Source organism: Sphingobacterium spiritivorum ATCC 33861, from assembly GCF_000143765.1.
Lineage (GTDB): Bacteria > Bacteroidota > Bacteroidia > Sphingobacteriales > Sphingobacteriaceae > Sphingobacterium > Sphingobacterium spiritivorum.
The window spans coordinates 177,414-200,971 of sequence record NZ_GL379771.1; the positions used below are offsets into that span (position 1 = coordinate 177,414).

14 protein-coding genes are annotated in these 23,558 nt (G+C 37.9%); 7 read left to right on the top strand and 7 right to left on the bottom strand.

Annotation, left to right across the window (positions count from 1 at the left end; translation table 11 throughout):
* Positions 1 to 11: 11 nt before the first annotated feature.
* Entirely contained in the window at positions 12 to 3,017 is a 3,006-nt protein-coding gene (locus HMPREF0766_RS10975; RefSeq protein ID WP_002997022.1) for a TAT-variant-translocated molybdopterin oxidoreductase, read from the bottom strand.
* 43 nt (positions 3,018 to 3,060) lie between these two features.
* Entirely contained in the window at positions 3,061 to 4,335 is a 1,275-nt protein-coding gene (locus HMPREF0766_RS10980) for a cytochrome c3 family protein (protein WP_002997025.1), read from the bottom strand.
* Positions 4,336 to 4,706: 371 nt separating this feature from the next.
* Between HMPREF0766_RS10980 and HMPREF0766_RS10985 the strand changes: the two genes are divergently transcribed.
* Positions 4,707 to 5,204 (top strand): methionine-R-sulfoxide reductase, encoded by a 498-nt coding sequence (locus tag HMPREF0766_RS10985; RefSeq protein ID WP_002997032.1) that lies wholly within the window; start codon positions 4,707 to 4,709, stop codon positions 5,202 to 5,204.
* A gap of 15 nt (positions 5,205 to 5,219) precedes the next feature.
* On the opposite strand, the gene HMPREF0766_RS10990 is transcribed toward HMPREF0766_RS10985, so the two are convergent.
* Positions 5,220 to 6,227, bottom strand: coding sequence for a LacI family DNA-binding transcriptional regulator (locus HMPREF0766_RS10990; RefSeq protein ID WP_002997035.1), 1,008 nt, complete (start codon positions 6,225 to 6,227; stop codon positions 5,220 to 5,222).
* 166 nt (positions 6,228 to 6,393) lie between these two features.
* Between HMPREF0766_RS10990 and HMPREF0766_RS10995 the strand changes: the two genes are divergently transcribed.
* Together HMPREF0766_RS10995 and HMPREF0766_RS11000 are read left to right on the top strand one after the other, a co-directional pair.
* Positions 6,394 to 8,679, top strand: coding sequence for a GH92 family glycosyl hydrolase (locus tag HMPREF0766_RS10995; RefSeq protein ID WP_002997038.1), 2,286 nt, complete (start codon positions 6,394 to 6,396; stop codon positions 8,677 to 8,679).
* 119 nt (positions 8,680 to 8,798) lie between these two features.
* Positions 8,799 to 9,125 carry a DUF493 domain-containing protein gene (locus tag HMPREF0766_RS11000; protein WP_002997042.1) on the top strand — a complete coding sequence of 109 codons (327 nt, stop codon included), beginning with the start codon at positions 8,799 to 8,801 and terminating at the stop codon, positions 9,123 to 9,125.
* 173 nt (positions 9,126 to 9,298) lie between these two features.
* Here the strand turns inward: HMPREF0766_RS11000 and pnp are convergent, their stop codons facing one another.
* A complete protein-coding gene (gene pnp / locus HMPREF0766_RS11005; protein WP_002997045.1) occupies positions 9,299 to 11,488 on the bottom strand; it encodes a polyribonucleotide nucleotidyltransferase in 2,190 nt (729 codons plus the stop codon).
* Positions 11,489 to 11,687: 199 nt separating this feature from the next.
* Here pnp and HMPREF0766_RS11010 point away from each other — a divergent pair, with 199 nt between their 5' ends.
* Positions 11,688 to 12,260, top strand: coding sequence for a hypothetical protein (locus tag HMPREF0766_RS11010; RefSeq protein WP_002997048.1), 573 nt, complete (start codon positions 11,688 to 11,690; stop codon positions 12,258 to 12,260).
* Between the two features lie 84 nt (positions 12,261 to 12,344).
* Here HMPREF0766_RS11010 and rpsO read toward each other — a convergent pair whose 3' ends face one another.
* The 3 genes from rpsO to HMPREF0766_RS21850 form a co-directional block, all read right to left on the bottom strand.
* Positions 12,345 to 12,623, bottom strand: a complete 279-nt coding sequence (gene rpsO, locus HMPREF0766_RS11015; protein WP_002997051.1) for a 30S ribosomal protein S15 — start codon at positions 12,621 to 12,623, stop codon at positions 12,345 to 12,347.
* Positions 12,624 to 12,692: 69 nt separating this feature from the next.
* Positions 12,693 to 13,907: an acyltransferase family protein gene (locus HMPREF0766_RS11020; RefSeq protein WP_002997054.1), complete on the bottom strand. Its 1,215-nt coding sequence runs from the start codon at positions 13,905 to 13,907 to the stop codon at positions 12,693 to 12,695.
* A gap of 588 nt (positions 13,908 to 14,495) precedes the next feature.
* Positions 14,496 to 16,643 carry a S8 family peptidase gene (locus HMPREF0766_RS21850; protein WP_002997058.1) on the bottom strand — a complete coding sequence of 716 codons (2,148 nt, stop codon included), beginning with the start codon at positions 16,641 to 16,643 and terminating at the stop codon, positions 14,496 to 14,498.
* Between the two features lie 449 nt (positions 16,644 to 17,092).
* Between HMPREF0766_RS21850 and HMPREF0766_RS11030 the strand changes: the two genes are divergently transcribed.
* The 3 genes from HMPREF0766_RS11030 to HMPREF0766_RS11040 are packed head-to-tail and all read left to right on the top strand — an operon-like array spanning position 17,093 to position 23,413.
* Positions 17,093 to 18,298, top strand: a complete 1,206-nt coding sequence (locus HMPREF0766_RS11030; protein ID WP_002997061.1) for an ROK family protein — start codon at positions 17,093 to 17,095, stop codon at positions 18,296 to 18,298.
* Between the two features lie 5 nt (positions 18,299 to 18,303).
* Positions 18,304 to 21,621: a SusC/RagA family TonB-linked outer membrane protein gene (locus HMPREF0766_RS11035; RefSeq protein WP_002997064.1), complete on the top strand. Its 3,318-nt coding sequence runs from the start codon at positions 18,304 to 18,306 to the stop codon at positions 21,619 to 21,621.
* A gap of 31 nt (positions 21,622 to 21,652) precedes the next feature.
* The gene (locus HMPREF0766_RS11040; RefSeq protein WP_002997066.1) at positions 21,653 to 23,413 is read left to right on the top strand and encodes a SusD/RagB family nutrient-binding outer membrane lipoprotein; all 1,761 of its coding nucleotides are present in this window, start codon (positions 21,653 to 21,655) and stop codon (positions 23,411 to 23,413) included.
* Positions 23,414 to 23,558: the final 145 nt, after the last annotated feature.

The following is a 23,558-nucleotide window of genomic DNA, read 5'->3' on the forward strand; positions in this document are numbered from 1 at the left end:
ATTGAACAAGATTAAGCCTCAAAAGTGTTTCTAACTTTTGTCATATAACCAATACCTGGTTGTACGTTGATTTCTTCAAGAACATAGTAAACACGTTCGTTACGTAATGCTTTTGAAACTTCTGACTCTGGATCGTTTGCGTCTCCGAAGATGATGGCATTTGCAGAACAAGCTGCCTGACATGCCATTTTAATATCACCGTCTTTAACTTTACGGTTTTCCATTTTCGCATGCAGTTTACCCGCCTGTATACGTTGGATACACATTGAACATTTTTCCATTACCCCGCGTGAACGAGAAGTAACATCAGGATTCAATACTAATTGTGTAAACTCGTTATTCAGGTAATTGTCGAAACGGGAATCATTCCAGTAGTTGAACCAGTTGAAACGACGTACTTTATAAGGACAGTTGTTCGCACAGTAACGTGTACCGAAACAACGGTTATAAGCCATATGGTTAAGACCTTCAGAAGAGTGAACAGTCGCCAGTACCGGACATACAGTCTCACATGGTGCGTGAGCACAGTGCTGACATAACATCGGCTGGTGTACTACTGTTACGTTTTCGAAATCTTTGATATGCGCAATTTCTTTCTCTTTTGTATATTCTTTACCTTCTTCTTCAATTGTGTAATAACGGTCAATACGTAACCAGTGCATCTCACGACGACGGCGTACCTCGTCACGACCTACAACAGGAATATTATTTTCAACGTTACATGCTACGATACATGAACCACAACCTGTACATGCATTCAGGTCGATCGCCATTACCCATTTGTGACCAGGCTGCTCAAATTTGTTCCACAAATCATATGTTTTGTGATTATCTGAGAATTTACCTGATTCAGAAGCCGGGTTTTTAAGGTATTGTGCAAATGAAGTCTCACGGATAATGTTACGACCTTCAATTGTGTGGTGTGTCTGTGTCTGTGCTAATTCGTACGTACCGGATGCTTTGGTCACTTTTGCTTTGGATACAAACTGTACAGTTCCGTTGATCAGGCTAGCAAACGGATAAGCGTTCACCCCTACTCCGTTACCTGCTTTACCTACTTTCTCACGTCCGAAACCTACAGCAACAGATACTGTTTTCATCGCCTGTCCAGGTTGAAGAAGAACAGGAAGATCTACTTTGTAACCGTTTGCCTCTACTGTAACAATACCATTTTCCCCTATGCCCAGCTCTTCTGCATATGCAGGGTTAAGTGCAGCATAGTTATCCCATGTTACTTTAGATACCGGATCCGGTAACTCTAACAGGTAAGCGTTATTTCCGTAGCGGCCATCACGAACTGTAGTAGGTTCGTATAATTTCAGTTCTACATCACCTGCAATATTTTTTGCTGCTGCAGCGATTGCAGAAACAGCAGTATTTACATTACCGGCAAAGGTTGCAGCACTACCTGAAGCTGTTCCTTTGAATACGAAACCAGTTTGTAAAACATCTTTCCATGTTTTACCTGATCCAGGAAGGATTGCAGATTCCCATGTTTGTTTTACGAAGTCATAAATATTTGTGGTATCACCTGCCCAGATCAGCAAACTTTGCTCTGCTTGTCTGGTGTTGAATACCGGATTGATTGTCGGTTGTACGATAGTGTAATATCCTTCTGTAGCAGAAGCATCACCCCATGATTCAAGGAATGTACTCTTAGGAGCAATAGCTTTCAATAAAGAAGCCGTTTCGTCAGCACGATCTGAGAAAGAAAGACTGAATTCTACTTTTGCTAATGCATCTTTTACATCACTCGCTTTGAAATAACTATAGACAGGGTTAGTATCTAAGAAGAATGCTACTCCTACCTGCCCAGATTTAGCATCTGCTAGGAATTGCTGGAAAGCAGCATCCGAACCCTGATGTTGTTTGCTGAAGTTATTAAGATCAATAACAGGTCCGTAAGCGTTCAGAGCCGCATTGATCGCATTGACCAATACCTGTACATTTACGTCATTAGATCCTGAAACGACTACAGAAGCACCTTTATTAGCTAACAATTCTTTGGAAGCTAATTTAATTGCTGTCTGTGCTTTTTGTACTGTTATACCACCCGCAAGACTTGAACCTGTGATCTCATTATACAGCGAGATCAGCACAGCTCCTTCTTCTGAAGGTTTGATTGCAATACGAACATCGGCATTTGTTCCGGTCATACTTAATCCGGATTCAAACTGGATGTGACGTGACATTTTACCATTTTTCAATGATTTGTAGTCACGGTTTTTCATATAGTCCTGCGTATGTTCTTCACCAGCCAACCAGCTTCCCAGGAAGTCTGCAGCTACTGAAACAACTACCTGTGCTTTATCAAAATGATAGGTTGGGATGACAGCTTTACCGAAACTTTGATTATTTGCTTCTGTAATACCATTGTAAGATACTGCATCTACCTGAACAAGGTTAGCAGTAGGATATTTACCCGTTAATTTTGCGATTGCGGCTAAAGTTGAAGGACTGTTGATAGTGGAAGCAACAATTGTAATTTTCTTACCAGCAGCAGCAGCTTTATCCAAAGCAGCTTTTACTGTGCTATCCAATTTAGACCATTCAACGTCTTTACCTCCGATTTGAGGATTCTGAACTTTAGACATGTCGTACAGATCCAACACCGATGCTGATGTTGCAGCGTCTGTACCTTGAGTCAAACCTACTGAATTCGGATTTGCCTCTAATGAGATCGGACGGCCTTCACGTGTCCTTACTAATACACTCTGTCCGTTGAAAGACGAAGCATAAAAGTTAGGTATACCAGGAGTTACCTCCTCAGGTTTGATCACGTAAGGCACAGCCTTATGCACTGGTGTACGGTTACAGGCTGCTAAAGTTACAGCACCTAAACCAAAGCCCAATGCTTTTAAGAAATCACGGCGAGGAGTTTTAGTACTCAAGCCGGCTTCATTCAATACATCTTCTACAGGAATTGATTCGGCAAACTCTCCCTTGCTGTTTTTTACAAAAGCAGGTGTTTGATGCAATTCTTCCAAACCTTTCCAATATTTCTTGTTGCTATCCATTTAAGCTGTATATATAAGATTGCGTATTCCTAAATAATAATTATTAATAGTGACATTTACCACATTCCAGACCACCAATCATCGCTGCAGTCATCTTCTCACCTTTTTTCAATTTCTCGTGAGCTTCAATTAACTGGTCATAGTATTTGTTGTCAGTATTTACTTCTGTTTTTCTGTGACAGTCTACACACCATTTCATTGTCAATTGTGAGTACTGGTACACTTCTTCCATATCCTGAATAGGACCGTGACATGTCTGACACTCTACTCCTGCTACCACTACGTGTTGAGAGTGATTGAAGTAAGCAAAGTCTGGCAGATTGTGAATACGAATCCACTGGATCGGACTAGGATTATCGCCATACTGACGTGTATCCGGATTGTAATCCAATGCTTTGTAGATTTTCGCGATTTCCGGAGAGATCTCACCATCGTAGTGCTCAGATGCTGTTACTGTATTGTGACAGTTCATACATACATTCGCAGATGGAATAGAAGCATTCTTCGATTTGAAAGCACCTCCGTGACAATACTGACATTCGATCTTATTCACACCAGCGTGTAGTTGGTGCGAGAATTTAATTGGCTGTACAGGTTTGTACCCTTCATGCACACCGATATTCCACATTGTTTTCCAACCGGCAACTGATAATACAGCTACGATCATCAACACAGCGAAGAATACCAGCTTCTTGTTTTTGACAAAGCTTTTCGCGAATGCCAGGTAGCGGCTGTCCGTACCTGTACCAAGATTGGCATCTTCAGCAATCTGATTTTTAGCGATTACCTTCTCTAAGGTTTTAGAAACACGATTCAGCAATACAATCACTACCAATGCCAGCAGGATAATACCTACCATACCCAGGATAGACCAGTTAGAAGCTCCCGTATTCTCTACAGCAGCACCTCCTTTATCACCTCCTTTTTCCGGATTGTCAGCTTTTGCACTTTCAGCATCGATGTAGGCTAATACACTTTTGATTTGATCGTCAGACAAATCCGTGAATGCAGTCATCACCGATTTGTTGTACTCTTCAAAAATGGCTATCGCATCCGGATCACCGGAAGCGATTAACGCTTGCGAGTTTCTAACCCATTTGATCAACCATTCCTGATCTTTGGTTTTTGTAATGTCCTTCAAAGCAGGACCAACTAATTTTCTGTTAATCGCGTGACAAGATGTACATTTAGATTTGAAGATAGCTTCACCTTCCTTAGCATCCTGCGCATGCGACACAGTCGTAACGGCAAATAACAATACCAAACTAACTGATATTGACTTCGCAAGTCTTCCCAAAACGGATGAGATATTTCTCATATTTAGCACTTTATACTATTTATTTATGAATATAAAAATTTTTAATCCGACTATATAAGAAGACACTCCTCCCATATAGTGCCACAAAAGTATAACTTATTAAGCAATCGCTGACAATTTCATGACGTAATTTATCAATTTATAATCATTCTAAACAAATTAGATTTTTCCTCTCTCATGATTCATGGTAGAACAACTGTTTTTATAGCTCTGTTCAACGGATTTAACGTTATTTTTGTTTTTCTGATGACAAATATACCCCAATATATTTGGATATTTACTGCCGGAAACATACAAATATTCGGCAAAACCAAAGCCCTGAAAAAGCGAATCGCCGTGTCATCATAAACTAAAGTAATGACAGTCATTTTATGCTAAGAAAATTATTTATATCCCTCTCTGTCATACTGTCTTTATGGATCATTGGCACCACGTTTGCAACCGGTTCATTTTACTCGGGAAAAAGTACAAGGGACACTCTAAAAAACACATTAAAGATGGACGACAACAGCAAATACAACGAACTGACTCCTGAAGAAGAATACGTAATTTTACGTAAAGGAACAGAATATCCTTTTACCGGGACTTTATTGGATAACAAAAAAAAAGGTACTTATATCTGTAAAAGATGCAATGCCCCACTTTACCGCTCAGAAGACAAATTTGAATCACACTGCGGCTGGCCTAGTTTTGACGATGAGATAAAAGGGGCAGTAAAACATGTCCCTGATGCGGACGGCAGACGTACTGAGATTGTCTGTAACGCTTGCGGCGCACATCTGGGACACGTATTTACAGGAGAACAGTTCACAGCAAAAAATACACGTCACTGTGTCAATTCTATATCCATGAAATTTGTGGAAGATTAAAAAATCTCACTCTGATCAGTTCGCACTGATCAGAGAAGATTCTCTTACTTTGAGTTCGCAAGGCAATACAACCTGCTTCAATTTCTTATTTTTTCCTTGTATCTGTCCCAACAGCGCTGTGATGAGCTCATCTGCGATTTCAGCAATAGGCTGAGACACCACAGTAATGGACGGTTCATACAGCTTGAACAGCGTATGATCATCGAAAGCTACCATTGCAGGCAGTTTACGCTGATAGATTTTCACAGCTTTCAGTCCGTCAATAGCCAGGTAGTTGGTCGCAAAAACGACAGCATCCAGTCTGTTATCCTCAATGAATTCGTCGATCTCACGTACCCGCTCCTCTTCCGGTGCATCCTGCTGTACCTTTTTAATAAAAGCTTGTTTCTTATATTTATCAATGCCTTTCATATAGCCTTCCAACCGGTCTCTCATCTGTGTCTGATCGGAATACAGGGAGACAAATCCCACACGTTTGAAACCTTGTCCGATAAGATGATCAGTAGCATCATACGCACCTTTGAAATTGTCTGTAATCACATAATTGGTTTCCACATTCGCGAGATAACGGTCAAAAAGAATCAATGAGACATTATTCTGTTGAAGTTGTGTAATGGTTTCATCCAGTCCTTCGGAAGGAGTGATAATAAATCCGTCGATCTGACGGTCGTAAAACATCTGGATAAGCTCCTTGGATTTTGTTTCGTCATTGTCCATACTACAATAGATAATATGGTATCCGCTGGCATAAGCTTTTCCTTCGATCAGTTTAGCAATATTGGAAAAGAAAGGGTTCGAAATATCCTCTACCAGCAAGCCTAAAATTTTAGTTTTTCCGGTGCGCAAACTTTTAGCAAGTTGGTTTGGTTTATATCCGACTTTCTTCACGTGATCAAGTACACGCTTCGTCAGACCATCGCTAATTCGCTTTTCTTTGGCTTTATCATTTAAAATAAAAGAAACGGTGGTGACGGAGATGCCCAAGTCTTTAGCAATATCGCTAATTAAAATTCTTTTCTTCATCCTGTAACTGTATAGGTAAAATTGATTGAATAACGAAGCTAAAAAATTTTTAGCATATAATCTATTATAATTTTTACAAAATTGCTAAAAGGTTTTAATAGGCATATTTAAATATTTTTTGTAATATTATCCTTATTTTAATGACAATCTATAAAACAAATAATGAATGAAAAGTGCAGGAATTAAAGTTTTAATCTCCATAGTAGCCTCAGCAGGCCTTAGTCTTTCATCTGCTCAGGCTCAGAATTTTACCCAATATGTGGATCCTCTGATCGGATCTGCAGGACATGGCCACGTATTTGTCGGTGCCAATGTTCCGTTGGGAGCCGTGCAGTTAGGTCCGACCCAGATCGCCCAGACCTGGGACAAATTCAACGGATGGGACTGGGTAAGCGGATATAATTTTAAAAGCAAAGATATACTGGGATTTACACATACACATCTCAGCGGAACAGGTATCGGAGATCTCAATGATATTATGATCGTACCGGCTAATGGCAAACTGCAACTTCAACCTGCTCAATTTGACAAAATGGATACTGGATATGGCTCTCATTTTGCCAAAGAGAATGAAAAAGCTGCTCCCGGACTATATAGTGTTTATCTCGACGATTACAAGGTAAAAGCTAAACTGACGGCTTCAGAACGTGTGGGATACCATCAGTACACATATGATAAGACAGATAATGCACATATTCTGATCGATCTTGCATTCAAGATGAACTGGGACAAGCCTACAGACACTTACATTAAGCAGATCAATGACAGCACATTCGTAGGTTACCGTTTTTCTACAGGATGGGCCAATGATCAGAAAGTATATTTCGCACTGAAGACTTCTGTTCCCATCCAGAAAGTCGACTTTTATGATGATAAAACCCAGAAATTGGGAAGTCAGGTCGTAAAGGGACTTGGAATCAAAGCTGCGCTGTACTTTGACGCTGTTAAAAACAAAACTATTGAACTTAAAGTCGGACTTTCTCCTGTCAGTACAGTCAATGCATTAGCCAATATTGATGCCGAAATACCGGGATGGAATTTTGATAAAACAGCTGCTCTTGCAGATAGCAAATGGAATAAGACACTTGGAAAAATCGATTTTCAAGGGGATGCAGATACCAAGAAAATATTCTACACCGCTTTGTACCACACCTATTTTGCCCCGACTATATTTAATGATGCAAACGGTGACTACTTAGGAACAGACAAACAGGTATACGAAAAACAAGACTTTACAAATCATACAGTTTTCTCGCTTTGGGACACCTACCGTGCACTGCACCCTTTAATGACAATTACTGAAGAACCTCAGGTTGTACGTGACTTTATCAAGTCTATGCTTGCTATCTATGAGCAGCAAGGTAAATTACCGGTATGGCATTTACAGGGGAACGAAACAAACACGATGGTAGGTCTTCCGGCTATTCCGATTATTGCTGATGCAGTACTTAAAGGATTTCTTACTAAAGAAGAAGAACAGATGGCATGGGAAGCTGTCAAAACAACAGCCATGGGCTACGACAACGGGTTACGTTTTGTACGTGATCTGACTTACATTCCTATCGACAGTATGGATCACGAATCTGTAGCATGGGCACTGGAATATGCTATCGCTGATTTTGGCGCTTATAAAATAGCTGAAAAATTAGGCAAACAGGAAGATGTAGCTTATTTCCAGAAGCGCTATAAACTGTATGAAAAGTACTTTGATAAAGAAGTAGGACATTTTGTTGGCAGACGTGTGAACGGAGAATTCCGCAGACCATTCAATCCTTTAATGGCTAAACACCGTGAAAACGATTATTGCGAAGGAAATGCATGGCAATATACCTGGTTAGTCCCTCAGGATGTAAAAGGACTGATCAACTTATTCGGCGGAGAAAAGAACTTTCTGAAGAAGCTGGATGAATTCACGACGATGTCATCCCAATTGGGTGACGAAGCTTCTCCCGACATATCGGGACTGATTGGTCAATATGCTCAGGGTAATGAACCCAATCACCACATCCCTTACCTGTATGCGTATGCGGGCGAACAATGGAAAGGTGCAGCACTGGCAAGAAAGGCGATGACTGAGTTTTACACTTCAGCTCCTGATGGCTTATGTGGAAATGATGACGTGGGACAGATGAGTGCCTGGTATGTATTTTCAGCTATGGGCTTTTACCCGCTGAATCCGATGATCGGAACTTATGTATTCGGATCACCATTAATGGAAAAGGCAACTATTAACCTGCCTAACGGAAGCAAGTTTGTTATTAACGTCAAAAATCAGGGCAAAAATAATACGTACATCAAATCAATTAAACTAGACGGAAAGCCGTATCACAAAACATATATCACACATAGCGATATCAGTAAAGGCGGTCAGCTTGAAATCGAAATGAGCAGTACAGCAAATAAAAATTTTGGCAAGAACAAAGATAGCTGGCCATCAGCTATTGAGAATTAAAAAAAAGGGGTTGCTTAATGTATTAAGCAACCCCTTTTTTTTCCATGACAGAATGACATCCAAAACACAAAGGAACAGAATTTGTTAATACTATATCGTAACTAAAAAAGGAGATAAAAATGAGTAATTTGAAAAATATAAATATTCAGGACATCGGTGATGGAAACGATAACCAAAAAGATTTCTACACAACTTTCAAAGAAAGATTACAAGATGTAGAAACTTTCCCAAGTGTTTATACCTTCAAATTTATTTTACCAAAAGACGAGGAGCAATTGAATCAAATCAAATCCATTTTTTCAGGAAAAGATGCGCAGTTCTCTTTAAAAGAGTCTAAAACCGGAAAATATAATTCAATAACCGTTAACGTAACGGTAAACGATGCGGATGAGGTTGTACACTATTATCAGGAAGTGGCTAAAATAAAAGGTGTGATCATGTTGTAAGCCAGAGCACTCCATATCATCAAGAAAGGCATTCTGAATGAAATCAGAATGCCTTTCTTATTTATCTCTACTCTCGTTGTAGAAATTATACCTGAACTTTCTTTTATCCTGCAAAAAAAACAATAAAAAAGCCCACCAAAGGTGGGCTGTTCTTTATGTAAAGCTTATCAGGATTATGCCTGAGGTGCTTCATTCTGAGGTGCCTGTTCAGCACTTTTTTGCTCTTGCTGAGGTTTATCTTCTCTTGGAGGACGAGGCAATAACGCTTTACGGGAAAGCTTCATTTTACCTTGTTTATCTATATCCAGCAATTTGACAGTAACTTTATCTCCTTCTTTGAAGATTCCGTCCATTGTTTCATAACGTTTCCAATCGATTTCTGAGATATGTAACAATCCGTCTTTACCCGGCATGATTTCTACGAAAGCACCAAATGGCATGATAGATTTCACTTTACCTTCATATGTAGCACCAATCTCCGGTTTAGCAGCTATCGCTCTGATACGAGCTGAAGCTTCATCGATAGCTGCTTTATTATCAGCAAAGATCTGTACGATACCTTTGTTATCCACCTCTTCGATTGAGATCGTAGCGCCGGTTTCGCGTTGCATCTCCTGAATAATCTTACCACCTGGCCCGATAACAGCACCGATAAATTCTTTATCAATAATGATCTGAATAATGCGTGGTGCATGTGGTTTGTAATCTTCACGAGGAGCAGAAATAGTTTTAGCCATCTCCCCAAGAATATGAAGACGGGCTTCTTTTGCCTGATCCAAAGCTTGTGTCAATACTTCCCACTTAAGACCATTGATCTTAAGGTCCATCTGACAAGCTACGATACCTTTTGAAGTACCTGTAACTTTAAAGTCCATATCACCTAAGTGATCTTCGTCACCAAGGATATCAGATAAGATTGCGTATTTACCTGTTTTCTCATCTGTAATCAGACCCATTGCAATACCGGATACAGGTGCTTTTAATTTCACCCCAGCGTCCATCAATGCTAATGTTCCGGCACATACAGTTGCCATTGATGACGAACCGTTAGATTCCAGAATATCTGATACTACACGAATTGTATAAGGATTTTCAGCATCTGCAGGTAATACTTGCTTCAATGAGCGCATAGCCAGGTTACCGTGACCCACTTCACGACGACCAGGACCTCTGTTAGGTCTGACCTCTCCTGTAGAGAATGCCGGGAAGTTATAGTGCAGGATAAATTTGTTGTATCCATTGATAAATGCACCATCTATCATCTGCTCATCATCTTTAGCTCCCAAAGTAACGGAAGTCAATGACTGTGTTTCACCACGTGTGAATACAGCAGATCCGTGAGCAGCAGGAAGGTAATTCACTTCTGACCAGATCGGACGTACAGTACGTACATCACGACCGTCCAGACGGATTCCTTCGTCCAATACTAAATTACGTACAGCATCATACTGTACATCGTGAAAATATTTTTTAGCTAAGAATTTTGTATCATCATCGATCTCTTCCCCTAGTGTAACGAAGAATTCCTCACCGATCTCAGCAAATTTCTCACCACGTTCGTGTTTTGTTGAGCCTGATTTTGCGATCGCATATACTTTATCGTATGTAGCCGCAAAAATCGCTTCACGCAATTCCGGGTTTGATGGTTCGTGGTTGTATTCTCGTTTCGTAGTAGCACCAACAAGATTAGCCAATTCTACCTGTGCAGCGATTTGCTTCTTGATAGCCTCGTGAGCAAAAGCAATTGCTTCAACCATTTCAGCCTCTGAAATTTCATTCGCTTCTCCTTCCACCATACCAATATCCTGTGCAGAACCTGCGACAACAAATTCTAAAGTAGCACGTTCCAAATCCGATAATTTCGGGTTGATTACCAACTGACCGTCGATTTTAGCAACACGGACTTCTGAAATAGGTCCGTTGAAAGGAATATCTGAAACCGCGATAGCAGCGGATGCAGCAAGACCTGCCAATGCATCAGGCATAATATCTTTATCTGCAGAGATCAGACTGATCATTACTTGTGTATCTGCATGATAGTTTTCGGGGAATAGCGGACGTAAAGCTCTGTCTACCAGACGAGAGATTAATACCTCATAGTCTGACAATCTCGCTTCACGACGTAGAAAACCACCTGGAATACGACCTGTAGCCGCATATTTCTCCTGATAATCTACGGATAAAGGTAAAAAGTCTACTCCTGGCTTAGCTTCTCTTGCAGAAACAACTGTAGCCAGCAACATCGTATCACCTTGTTTGACGACTACTGAACCATCGGCTTGTTTCGCCAATTTACCAGTAGACAGTTCGATTTGGGTGCCATTACCCATATCGATAATTGTTTTGATTTCGTTATAACTCATTTTTTGTTCATTGTGACACGCTTTTCATCATTTTGGCAGCGCGTCAATATATTAAAACTTTTAAATTCAGCACAAAGGTAAATAAAATTTATGCTTTAATATTAACAATCTATTCAAACTAATTTTTATCCCCATTGTAGCAGTTCGTTATACCACATCGTTATATCTATACCTCTATAAACCAATAAAAATTAACAACATGAAAATACTTAAATTTCTATGGATAGGAATTCTGATACTGTATTCCTGCAAAAAAGATCCTAATGTTATCGTGCCGGAACAGGAATATTATTACTGGGCAGATAGTAAGAAGGTCTTTTTAACAATAAAAGAAGATGTTTTTATAGCAGTTGTCAACGAAGATGAAATATCCAGTACAACTAAAGCTCTTAAAGAAAAAAAAGTAACAATTGATCGTAAAGAAAAAAGCTATTATATATTAAGTTCTCCAAATGCTCAGGTCAGCCAGGAGCTAAGGACAGGGCAGGGAGTGTTTAATACACTTAATTTATGTCCAACCTTTAACACATCAAATGGCATAATAATTCCAACCGATCAAATTACAGTAAAACCCAAAGCCGGGGTTAAAATAGAAGCAATACTTGAATTGTTGGGCAATGAAATTGTATCACATACAACCACATCATATGGCACTACACTCATTAAAATAAAGTATATAAAAAATGTATTTTCTTTATCCAATAAGATTTATGAAAAGGGATTAGCCGAATACTCTCATCCTGATTTCTACCTTCCTCTTGATTTGTTTTGAAGAATTTCCACTAAATTCTATTTATAAAAAAAGAGCCATCCAAAAACTGGATGGCTCTTTTAACATCTTTTTTTTACTAAAAGCTTATTTGATAATATCACGTAAACCTAAGCCTTTGATGATCGCACGATATCTTTCGATATCTTTCTTGTAAAGATATGCTAACAAAGAACGACGTTTACCTACTAATTTCTGCAGTGAACGTTGTGTTGCGAAGTCTTTTCTGTTGTTTTTCAAATGCCCTGTTAAGTGAGCAATTCTTTTAGTGAATAATGCCACCTGACCTTCAGTAGATCCTGTGTTTGTAGCTGATCCGGCAAATTCTGCGAAGATATCAGCTTTGTACTCTTTACTTAAATACATCTCTTGAATAATATTAAAGCGTTAAAAATTCTGTTAATTGGCTGCAAAGATAGGTATTAAAAATTAAAATTACACTTTTATATAAATTTTCTTTTTATCCAGTATATAGCAGATCACCCACATAAAAGCGAGAAAGCATAGAGAATAAGCAAAAGATCCGACTTCAGGCGGACCCGGCAGTTGTGCACAGATATGAGTATAGAACCAATTAAGTGCATTAGTATAAACCGGCAAACCATCCTCTCCCACTCCGTCAGGTATTCTCCACAGCCCTACTAAGCGAGGCAACAAACCACTCAATACAAAAATGAATAAAGGATTTTTCCCAAATACATCAAAAAATCGTGTCAGACTATTTTTGACTCCCTGAACCTCGATAAACCAAATCATACCCCCTATCGTCATTACGCCCAAACCAGTAGTATACAATACATAGGAGCTCGTCCAGATCTTCTTATTGATCGGAAAACCTAAAGACCAGACCCAAGCCAGAACAACCAGAATAAAACCGGTCACAAACAATCCGGACAACAATTTGAAGTGCGGCTCCTGGGATGCGGGAACCTTTTTCCATAGCCAATCTACCTGTCCCTGTTTCTTGATATAAGTACCGGCAAGATACCCCAATACGACTTGTACAATTGCAGGCAGTGTACTCATAAGTCCTTCCGGATCAAAAGGAACTCCCTCTCCTTTATAAACATGTGCAACTCCCAAAATCTGAATATCATATGCAGTACCGAACCAACCCTGCAAGCTATAAGGATCTCCCGGAGTTCCCAGAAATGCACAAACAGCCCAGTACACTACTAATATAAAGGTTGAAATCCAGATGATAGCTTTTTCTCTGAAGTAATAAGCAATAATGGAGGCAAAACAGTAAGCTAACGCTATACGCTGCAATACACCTAATATACGTACTCCACGCATCGAGTCATCCGCATAACTCCATTGCTTAAAGACAAGCGTATCCTGCGCCCATTGCACAAAAGGCCACCAGTTGATAAACAGCCCTATTAAAAATATAAGAACTGTTCTCTTCAATACTTTTTGCCAGAAAACGGCAGGCCCTGCTTCCTGTAAACGCGGAATAACAAAAGACATCGCATTTCCAACCGCAAACAGAAAAAATGGAAAAACAAGATCTGTAGGTGTACAACCATGCCATTCCGCGTGTTTAAGAGGTGCAAACATATGCCCCCAAGACCCGGGATTATTAACCATGATCATAAGTGCGACTGTAGCTCCTCTAAATACATCCAGAGAATAATAACGTTGTTTCATGGGATAATGTGTGTGTTCTTATTATGAAGTAAGAAGTTGTTTGATATAAAATAGGATTACAGAGCTAATATAGAAAATATTTGACTCGCATATGTACAATTTATCAAAAATATACTTTTTTAAGCCATATCACTAGAAAAACATGCATAAAAATGCAATAAATTTTATTCTATCTACTCATGATAATTTTAAAATTTTACCAATTAAAAGAAAAAGAGACCACTGAACAAATTCCGTTGCCCCCCTCAATCCTTTAAAAATGTCGTCAAACTAATTCTTTAACTTTAAATGCACCTCTATTCCACTCCATACATACATGTACCATTAGCAATAAAATAGTGATTAGAAGATGTAGAACCACATGAATTTGTTACCGTTATTTTGATTACCGTATGATGACCTTGAGGAGAAATATTAATAGTTCTCTATTTAACAATTTCCCATCACCTCAACTTTACATATCAGTCTCAAATTACAAACCTAAATATACATAATTAATTTTCATAATACTACCATTAAAACGACTCTTTATTTATACATAAATAAATTGTAATCGAAACACATAAACTTATATTATTGACCTAACAACTACTGCTTATATACAGTAGTGCTTTTCCAATTAGTCCAAACACCACATTTATTTTTTACTCTTGCCGAAATTGTATATGTACCGGTTCCTAAAAATTGTATTGACACACCAGTATTATTTGATATTGGACAGGATATCTGACTTTCATAATTAATAATCGCACTAATAGGAGAAACAATCCATTCTCCATCGATTGCATCTGTACATCTACGAGGAAATAAGGCAACAAAATTCATCAAAGGAAATGCCCCCGGACCAATAGTCGATGACTCCTTCCAAACCTCATCTAAAACTGTCACCCCTCCAGCATTAATTACTTTCTTAACTATATAACTCCCCCCCGTTTGACTAATAACAGCCTTAAGAACCCCACTTCCACCCCCTGAAACCGCAACAGTTGCATTTGCCCCAGTTCCGGACACACTAGCTACGTAACTTGGGCTGACGGACCAGCTTACACTCGCGCCTGGAGGAAGAGAACTTAAAGAATACGTATCAGACGAACACACATCAACTGGGCCATTAATAGTTGGAATAATTCTTTTTAACGCCCCCTCCGCATTCAACCTGCCATATCCGAACGTATTATCAAAACCACTCGACCCCATGTCAGTTGCACTCATCTGTAGATGCGATCTTACCTGAGATTCAGTGAGATTAGGATTTACAGAAAGCATAAGAGCAGCCACTCCTGCAACCTGTGGGCAAGCAGCAGATGTACCACCAAAATTAGACATATAATTATCGCTACTATATCCCCAATTGCCAACTCTATCCGTAGTGTATACATCACCACTCAAATTTACATTACCAGAAGGTGCTACCAGATCCATTTCAGGCCCACGTTGACTATAATTCCAGATATTTCCATTTTTATCTATTGCCCCCACTGTTAAGACACCATTTACACTTGAAGGGAATGATACTCCGCTTACATAAGGATTATTATTACCTGATGCAAATACAACAATAGCACCTAAGCCATTTCTGCCGTTTGTACGTGCATTCGTAATCTCGCTGATAATATCATTATTGGATAATCCTCCTCCCCAGGAGTTACTTAACACATCTGCATTTCCAAGATCTGGTCGCCACGCCCAATTAATTGCTGTCGCAATTTCCGAAGAAGTAACAGCTCCACTATCATATATATTTGCAGGAGCATAAGGAAATATATTCACGGGTAATATTAATGAATTGGGAGCAATACCTTTTATTCCATCGTTGTCATCGTGAGCTGCAGCAATGATACCAGCAGAAGCTACTCCATGCCCTTTACTCGGATGGTTCAATGGACCCCCTAATGTATTGTTACTACCAGCAGTAAAGCCACTAAGCAATCTGCTGCCGAACTCAGGATGTGTCTCCACGCCATCATCAATGACTGCAACACGAACATTTCTACCTAAAGTAATATCCCATGCTTCAGGAGCATTAATATCTATATTATTTATACCTCCTGTTTGTCCAATATTATTTAGATAGTACTGATTAGGATAATAGTCCACATACCTTTCAATTAATTGTACAAAATCTGGATTACTCCATTCTACCGCCTCATTTTCATGTATATAGTTTGCAATCTTACATGTATTAACCGGAGCAATAGTTTTAAAGATTTGAGCACCATAAGGAGTTGTTGAAATATAGTTCAAATTATGTTTTTTAGCGAATCCAATCAAATCCTGATTACTCATTTTTCGCTTGAACTTTATTGAAATCCGATCAGTGATAAATGCTACTCCTTTACCATTAGGTACTTTAATAGATGGATAATAGCTTTTAATATTTAGCGCTTCACGTTTTTGCAACAAATCCCATTTTGCATCACCCTGAACGATAACTTGTATAGTACTATCATTCTCTACACGTAAAGTTTTAGAGTTTTGAAGGGATCTTGATAGCTGAGGAAGGTTGGTTAACCTGTCTTTTATTTGTACTAATAACAAAGTCGTGTCATAAGTGAAATAGTGTTTTTCATTACCTGACCAATAGTACATTTCATTATTAGATTGTGCTAGTAATTGTAACAAATTTTTATCATTTAAAACATCATTTTTTAAATGATCTTTTTTACAACTAAAAAACATTATAGAAAAGCCAATGACTACCAGCAGAGACTTAACAACATAATTTTTCCTTTTCATAAAAACAATAATTTAAGTTAAAAATTTATCAAATACACAAACTAAAACCTATCAAAAAAATAAAATTAACACAAAAAACACTAAAAAAAATAATAAACTCACTATAGGTTAATTACAATAAACAAAAAAACTTAAAACTTCTTAAAAACAACATAAACACACAATAATTACATTTTATTATTTTTCAATTACAAAACAACATTTAAGTTATGAAATTATTATTCCATAACTCAAATCTGAAATATAATTATTAAAGTGCAATTCCAATTTAAACAATGAAACATAGATTGACAATTTATTCATATTAATATCTTTTTACAAAGATGCTATCTATATTTATCAATAATTAAAATACTTTATACTTTTTTTTGAAAAAGATTTTGAAGTTTAAATGTATTTATATTAACTTTATTGCAACACTAGCAATTAATTAACAACTATAGCCTAAAATGGAAAAATCAAATTTAAGCCACAAAGAGCTTATTTTGAGTATATTATATTATAACAAATCGCATTCTATAGCTGATTTAAGTATAAAAACAAGAAAAAGTATACCCAGTATAAGCAAAATTATTAATGAACTTCATTTTAACCGGCTCATTATAGAAGATGGATTAGCTCCCAGTACTGGCGGGCGTCGTCCAACAACATACTGTATCAATTCCAATCTGGATAAATATATCCTTTCTGTAGCTATAGACCAACATTATTCAAGGGCTGTAATTTTTAATCTTTCGAATGAGGCACAAACTCCTGTACTTGAAACTGAAAACAATTTTAATACTCCCGACATAGCTTTTCAAAATATTATTGATTTAATAAAGACAACACTCGAACACGGCAGTTACAATTCGGGCAATATTTTAGGTATAGGTATTAGTATGCCTGGCTTTGTAGATACAGCACAAGGCACCAATGGATCTTTCAAAGATAAAAACGAGAATTTATACAATATTAAACATGAAGTTGAAAACAGATTTCAAATACCCACCTATCTGGAGAATGATTCCACAGCCATAGCAATTGCGGAACAGTATTTTGGACAAGCCAAAGATACTTCTCATGCGCTCATCATTAACATCGGTTGGGGTGTAGGATTGGGTATTATTGTAGACAATAAACTATTCCGGGGCTATAGCGGATATGCCGGAGAATTCAGCCATATTCCTCTTTCTGCAAGTGATAAGCTCTGTTCATGCGGAAAAAGAGGATGTCTGGAAGTTGAAGCTTCTTTATCCGCAGCCATTCAGTTCTCAGAAGAAAGGCTTCAAAACGGAGAAAAATCCATATTAGCCCAGCGTCTGACCGATGATAAACCAGGCAACAGCCATCTTTTAATACAATCTGCACTCGAAGGCGACCAATTAGCGATATCAGCTCTGGCTAAATCAGGCTATATGCTTGGTAAAGGTATAGCAACACTTATACACATCCTGAATCCTGAAAAAATTATTCTGAGTGGCAGAGGTTCTCAGGCAGGCTCCATACTAATGCCACAAATCCAAACCGCAATCAACGAATTCTGTATTCCCCGAATTGCCCGAAAGACCACAATTAAAGTATCAGATCTGACAGATAAAGCACAATTAATAGGCTCTGCCTGTATTGTACTCGAATATTCATTATCAAAATTTGCTAATTCAACCAATAAATAACAAACATGAAACAGTTCTATCAAACATGGTGCATAGCCATTCTGCTCTCGATTCTATCGATAACAGATGTATTTTCACAGCAGACCGTTACAGGAAAGGTAACGGATGCAAGCGGAAATGTCCCAGGAGTAACAGTTGCTGTAAAAGGAACTTCCCGCGGAACACAAACAGGAGCAGACGGAAGCTACTCCATTCAGGCTGCCCAAGGAGAGACTCTACGCTTCTCAATGGTGGGTTACACTTCCCAGGAAATTGTAGTGGGATCTACTAAAACGATTAATGTACTATTAGAAGAAAATCAAGGATCACTTGATGAAGTAGTGGTAACGGCATTAGGTATTAAAAGAGAGAAACGATCTCTCGGATATGCGACAGCAACCATATCTAATGATGATCTGATGAAAACTGGAGCAACTCAAAATCCATTTTTAGCTATGTATGGCAAAGCTGCTGGAGTTGGCGTAAATATTGGATCTGGAGGTCCTACAGCCGGCGTAAATATTAGAATCCGTGGAGCAGCAGGGCTTGAATCGGGAACAAATACACGCCCACTGTTTGTTGTTGACGGTGTACCTTTATATGATGAAAGCACATCGATGGAATCAAGAGGCTATGACCCATTAAATTCATTTGATTACGGTTCCGGAATTAACGATTTAAATTCAGAAGATATCGAATCAATGGAGATTCTAAAAGGGGCTAAGGCAACTGTATTATACGGCAGTCAGGCTCTTAATGGAGTTGTTCTTATTACAACAAAAAGTGGCAGAAAAACGAGAGGGTTAGGAATCCAACTGAGTCAACAGACAAGTATTGACCAGCCATTCACTTTTATTGATTTCCAGAATGATTATGGATCAGGTGAAAGCACTAGAGATATTCAATATGCGACTATTAATGGGCAGCAAGTCCGTAAATTACCTTTGAGCAGATTTAGTTTTGGGCCAAAGTTCGATGGTACTTCTATAATGATGTATGATAGCACAATGAATAATTACAAGGCATATCCTAATAATTTCATTGATTTCTTCCGCACCGTAGTGAACAACAGAACAAATGTTGCTGTAGCGGGTGGTGGAGAGATTGGTAGTGCAAGGGCTTCTTACACCACTAATTCTTACAAAGATATCTTACCAGGATTCAAACAAAAGCAACACACCTTTAGTTTCAATGGGAATTTTATGCCATCCAAATTTGCAAGTTTTGAATTTGTTAACAACCTATATAGTGTTAACACTAAAAACAGAAGACCAAATATCCAACAATTAGTAGCAACCGGTCTTAACCGAGACTACGACTATAATTGGATGAAGGAATTTTACCATGATGCTGATGGATTCAAACGCGATCTTGAAAACTATGGTCTAGGCTCCAGCTCTCCCGGCTTTTGGCCTAATGCTGCATCCAGTATACTTTGGGAACAAAATGACAATTTAGACGAAGATAAAAAATTTCATTTAGTAAGTTCCATACGTTCTACATTAAGATTTACAGACAATATATCATTTATTGGGCAAGCGGCAATTGATTATACCAATACAGATTTCATAACCCAAAATAAAATTATCCGCATGAGTCCAGACAGAATAGGCGGTGGGTACAGATGGACTAAAAGAAACCTTATGGTTCAAAACTATCAAGGATTAATTAAATATGAAAACACATTTAATAAAGATTGGAATTTCTTTGGTTTTGTTGGAAGTGCATATCAAAAAATTACAGATAACAGCATGTATACATCAACTGGTGATATGGGCTTATTATATCCAGATTGGTATTCTTTAGATAATGCAAACATTGCTAACTGGCCCACTGCAGGAGCAAGAAGTAAAGTATTGGGTAATAAAAGAGGGTCTGATGTATTATATAGTGTTTTAGGGTCTGCCACATTAGCCTACAAAGAAACCTACTACCTGGAAGCACAGGCAAGAAATGACTGGAACTCAACTCTTCAATCTCCAAATAATTCTTACTTTTATCCTGGACTATCCTTCACCTGGAATTTCTCTAACAACATCGAAATACCAAGATTACAATATGGTAAATTTAGACTTGCATGGGCTGATGTTGGAGGAGGTCCTTCTACAGCTACAGGAGACCGATATTTTGCTAATAATGTATTCAGTGTAGGTCAACTCCCTTATTCATACGGCCCCGTATCAGTAACCCCTCCCTCCGCCTTATTCTTAGAAATGATCAAACCGTTTAGAAAAAGAGAATTTGAAGTGGGATTTAACACAAGATGGTTTGAAAAAAGCAGATTGGAAGTAGATTTTTCTTTCTACAATAATAACACATATAATCAAATTGTATCACAACCACTCTCTTCAGCAACAGGCTATTCAACAGCTAGAATAAACACTGGTGATCTTAAAAATTGGGGAACAGAAGTCTTTATAAAAGGAGCTCCTTTAGCTAATGACAAATTCCGTTGGGATTTAACGTTAACTGCAGCAAACCAATTCTCTAAAGTGAAAAAATTATACCCGGGCATTAGTCAAAAATTTATCACTGGTAACTCTGGATTCCAAGTATGGGCAGAAGAAGGAAAAAGAATTGGTGAGATTAGAGTCTATGATTACAAAAGAGATGATGCAGGAAATAAAATTGTAGGTAATAATGGTCAATATGTTTTATCAGATGCTGTGACTAATAGCGGAAAAAACGTAAATCCGGATGTCTTTGGTGGTATTATGAATGATTTCTTCTTTAAAGGTTTTAATTTCCATGTCGGAATTGATTACAAATTTGGAGGATCAATTTTCTCCTATACGAACAATTATCTGATGGGTACAGGTGTAATTAAACAAAGTTTACCAGGAAGAGATGAGGAAAATGGGGGTATAGCCTACTATATTGATGCTAATAACAATAAAATCAGATGGCAACATAATCAATCTGCACCTGCAGCATCAAAGGATGGAATTGTATACCACGATGGTATGATTATGGACGGAGTACGAGCAGTTACTACTAATGGACAAACCTCTTATGTGCAAAATGATATTATTGTATCTGCCCCTTCTTACTATCAAACCTATATCAGCGACAATAGCACTTCTTGGCCACCAGACAGACTGTTTAAGAATGATTATATCAAACTAAGAGAATTAGCAATTTCTTATACAATACCTCAAGAACTATCAAATAAAATGAAACTTCAAAAATTAACATTGACTGCATCAGTTAGAAATTTGGGTTACTTATACAAAACTGTACCAAATATTGACCCAGAAGGTGCATTAGGTTCACAAGGATATATTGAAAATTCATTCTATCCATCTATAAGAACTTATACTTTCGGTTTAAATGTAAGCTTTTAGCTAGCTGATTAATCATTAAAAAATTAAAGAAATGAAAAGAATACTAATCACCCTCATAACATATGGAATTCTCCTTTCCGGATGTCAAAAAACATTAGAAGATGAATTTACAAACCCTGAAATTTATGATAAAACAGGAAATTTATTTAGTGGTTTATTCACTAAAACACTATTTACATGGAAAGTATATGTAGAAGACTATGGCGAATACTGGTGGGAAATCGCCGGTAGTGGAGCTATGGGTGTAGCTGGCTATACACAGATATCCCAACGCTATATAACCGATAGATATGCTTGGTTTTCACTTTATGATGATTTATCAGGTGTAAATGCCTTTGGAAGCGCTGATCCTCTATGGCAAGGACGAATGAAAGCTTTTTATGAAGGTTCAAATGCCTGGGCTGTAGTAAAAGACAACTTGAGCAAAGTCTCTGGTCAAGAATTAAATGACAATCAAATCTACTTTTTGCTTTTGAGTGCTATTAAAGATAATACAGCTTTGAAAACCGTTGACTTTTATAATGCTATTCCATATTCAGAAGCTTTCAGAGGTAGCGAGCGGCTATTTTTCCCTAAGTATGATGACCCAAAGTCCATATATATCAGTGTTTTAGATGATTTGAAGAAAATTGCTGAAGAATTACCAATTGCATATAGTAAGATGTCTGCTTCAGCTGTCGCAACATTTAACAATCAAGATATTGCATTTCGAGGAGATCTTAATAAATGGGTACAATATGTAAATGCTATTCGCCTAAAATATGCTTTAAGAATCTCAGGCGTTGAAGAAGCTATTGCCAAAACACATATACAGGATGTTCTATCCAAAAATAATTTACCAACCAAGGACTTTGTATGGGTAATGCCTTACGATTTAGATGTAAGAAATGGTGGGGAATGGCTACGTAGTATGTTTGAGGGGTGGGCCGGAACTTTTATGACAGACATTTACATGAAAAGAATGAATTACGGAACATCTTTATATGAAGCAGGTGTGGATGACCCTCGCCTACCTGTACTTGCATTCCCAACAAAATACAGTCAACTAAATGTTACACCTGCAGTTGGCGATTATCGAGGTGTAAGCATGAATGCTGATGCCCAGAAAGCACCTTATACAGCAGGAGAAAGATATTATACAGGAGGACCAGGAGGATCAATTGATGAACATTTGAAGCAAAACAGTAAATCGTTAATTAACTTTGTAACAATTACAATGAATAAAAAATTTCCGGTATACATGATTTCGTTATCAGAAATTGATTTGATTTTAGCTGAAATAGCAACAAAAGGGCTAGGTAACACTGGAATGTCAGCTGGTGACCATATTAACAATGCTATTGTACATTCTACAGATTTTTGGTATGCGCGCAATGCTGAAAGCTCATTTGCAACAAATTACCCTGTGCTACACCCTCAAAAACCTTCTGGAACTATTGTAAATACATTTGCTACAGCAGTAGTAAATAGGTTTAATAGTAAAACCAACATAGAAGATAAGATGGAAATCATTATGCAACAAAAATTCATTCACCTAAACATGATGGCTCCTTATGAGCTATGGACAGAACAACGAAGAACCAGACATCCTAAGTTGGAGCCTCTTACGTTTAATGGAAAAGTTATGAAACCATTTCCTGAACGTTTAAGATATCCAATTGCTGAACAACAGACTAATCCGGACAATTATGCAACCGTTAAATCGGATGATAATTTCACAAATCCGATTTTTTGGGTACCACAGTCTCTTCGAAATGTAAATCCATATTGGGACAATTATAATTATGAATAACATTTTTTAACCTGAAAAACTTATATTTTAGGGACTATATAAGTGTTTCAACAAAATGTCTCTAAATTTAATTTTCAAATTCAAAAAAGCAATTTTTATATTGAAAATTGCCTTTTTCTTATCATTTATTAAAAACTAAAGCTCA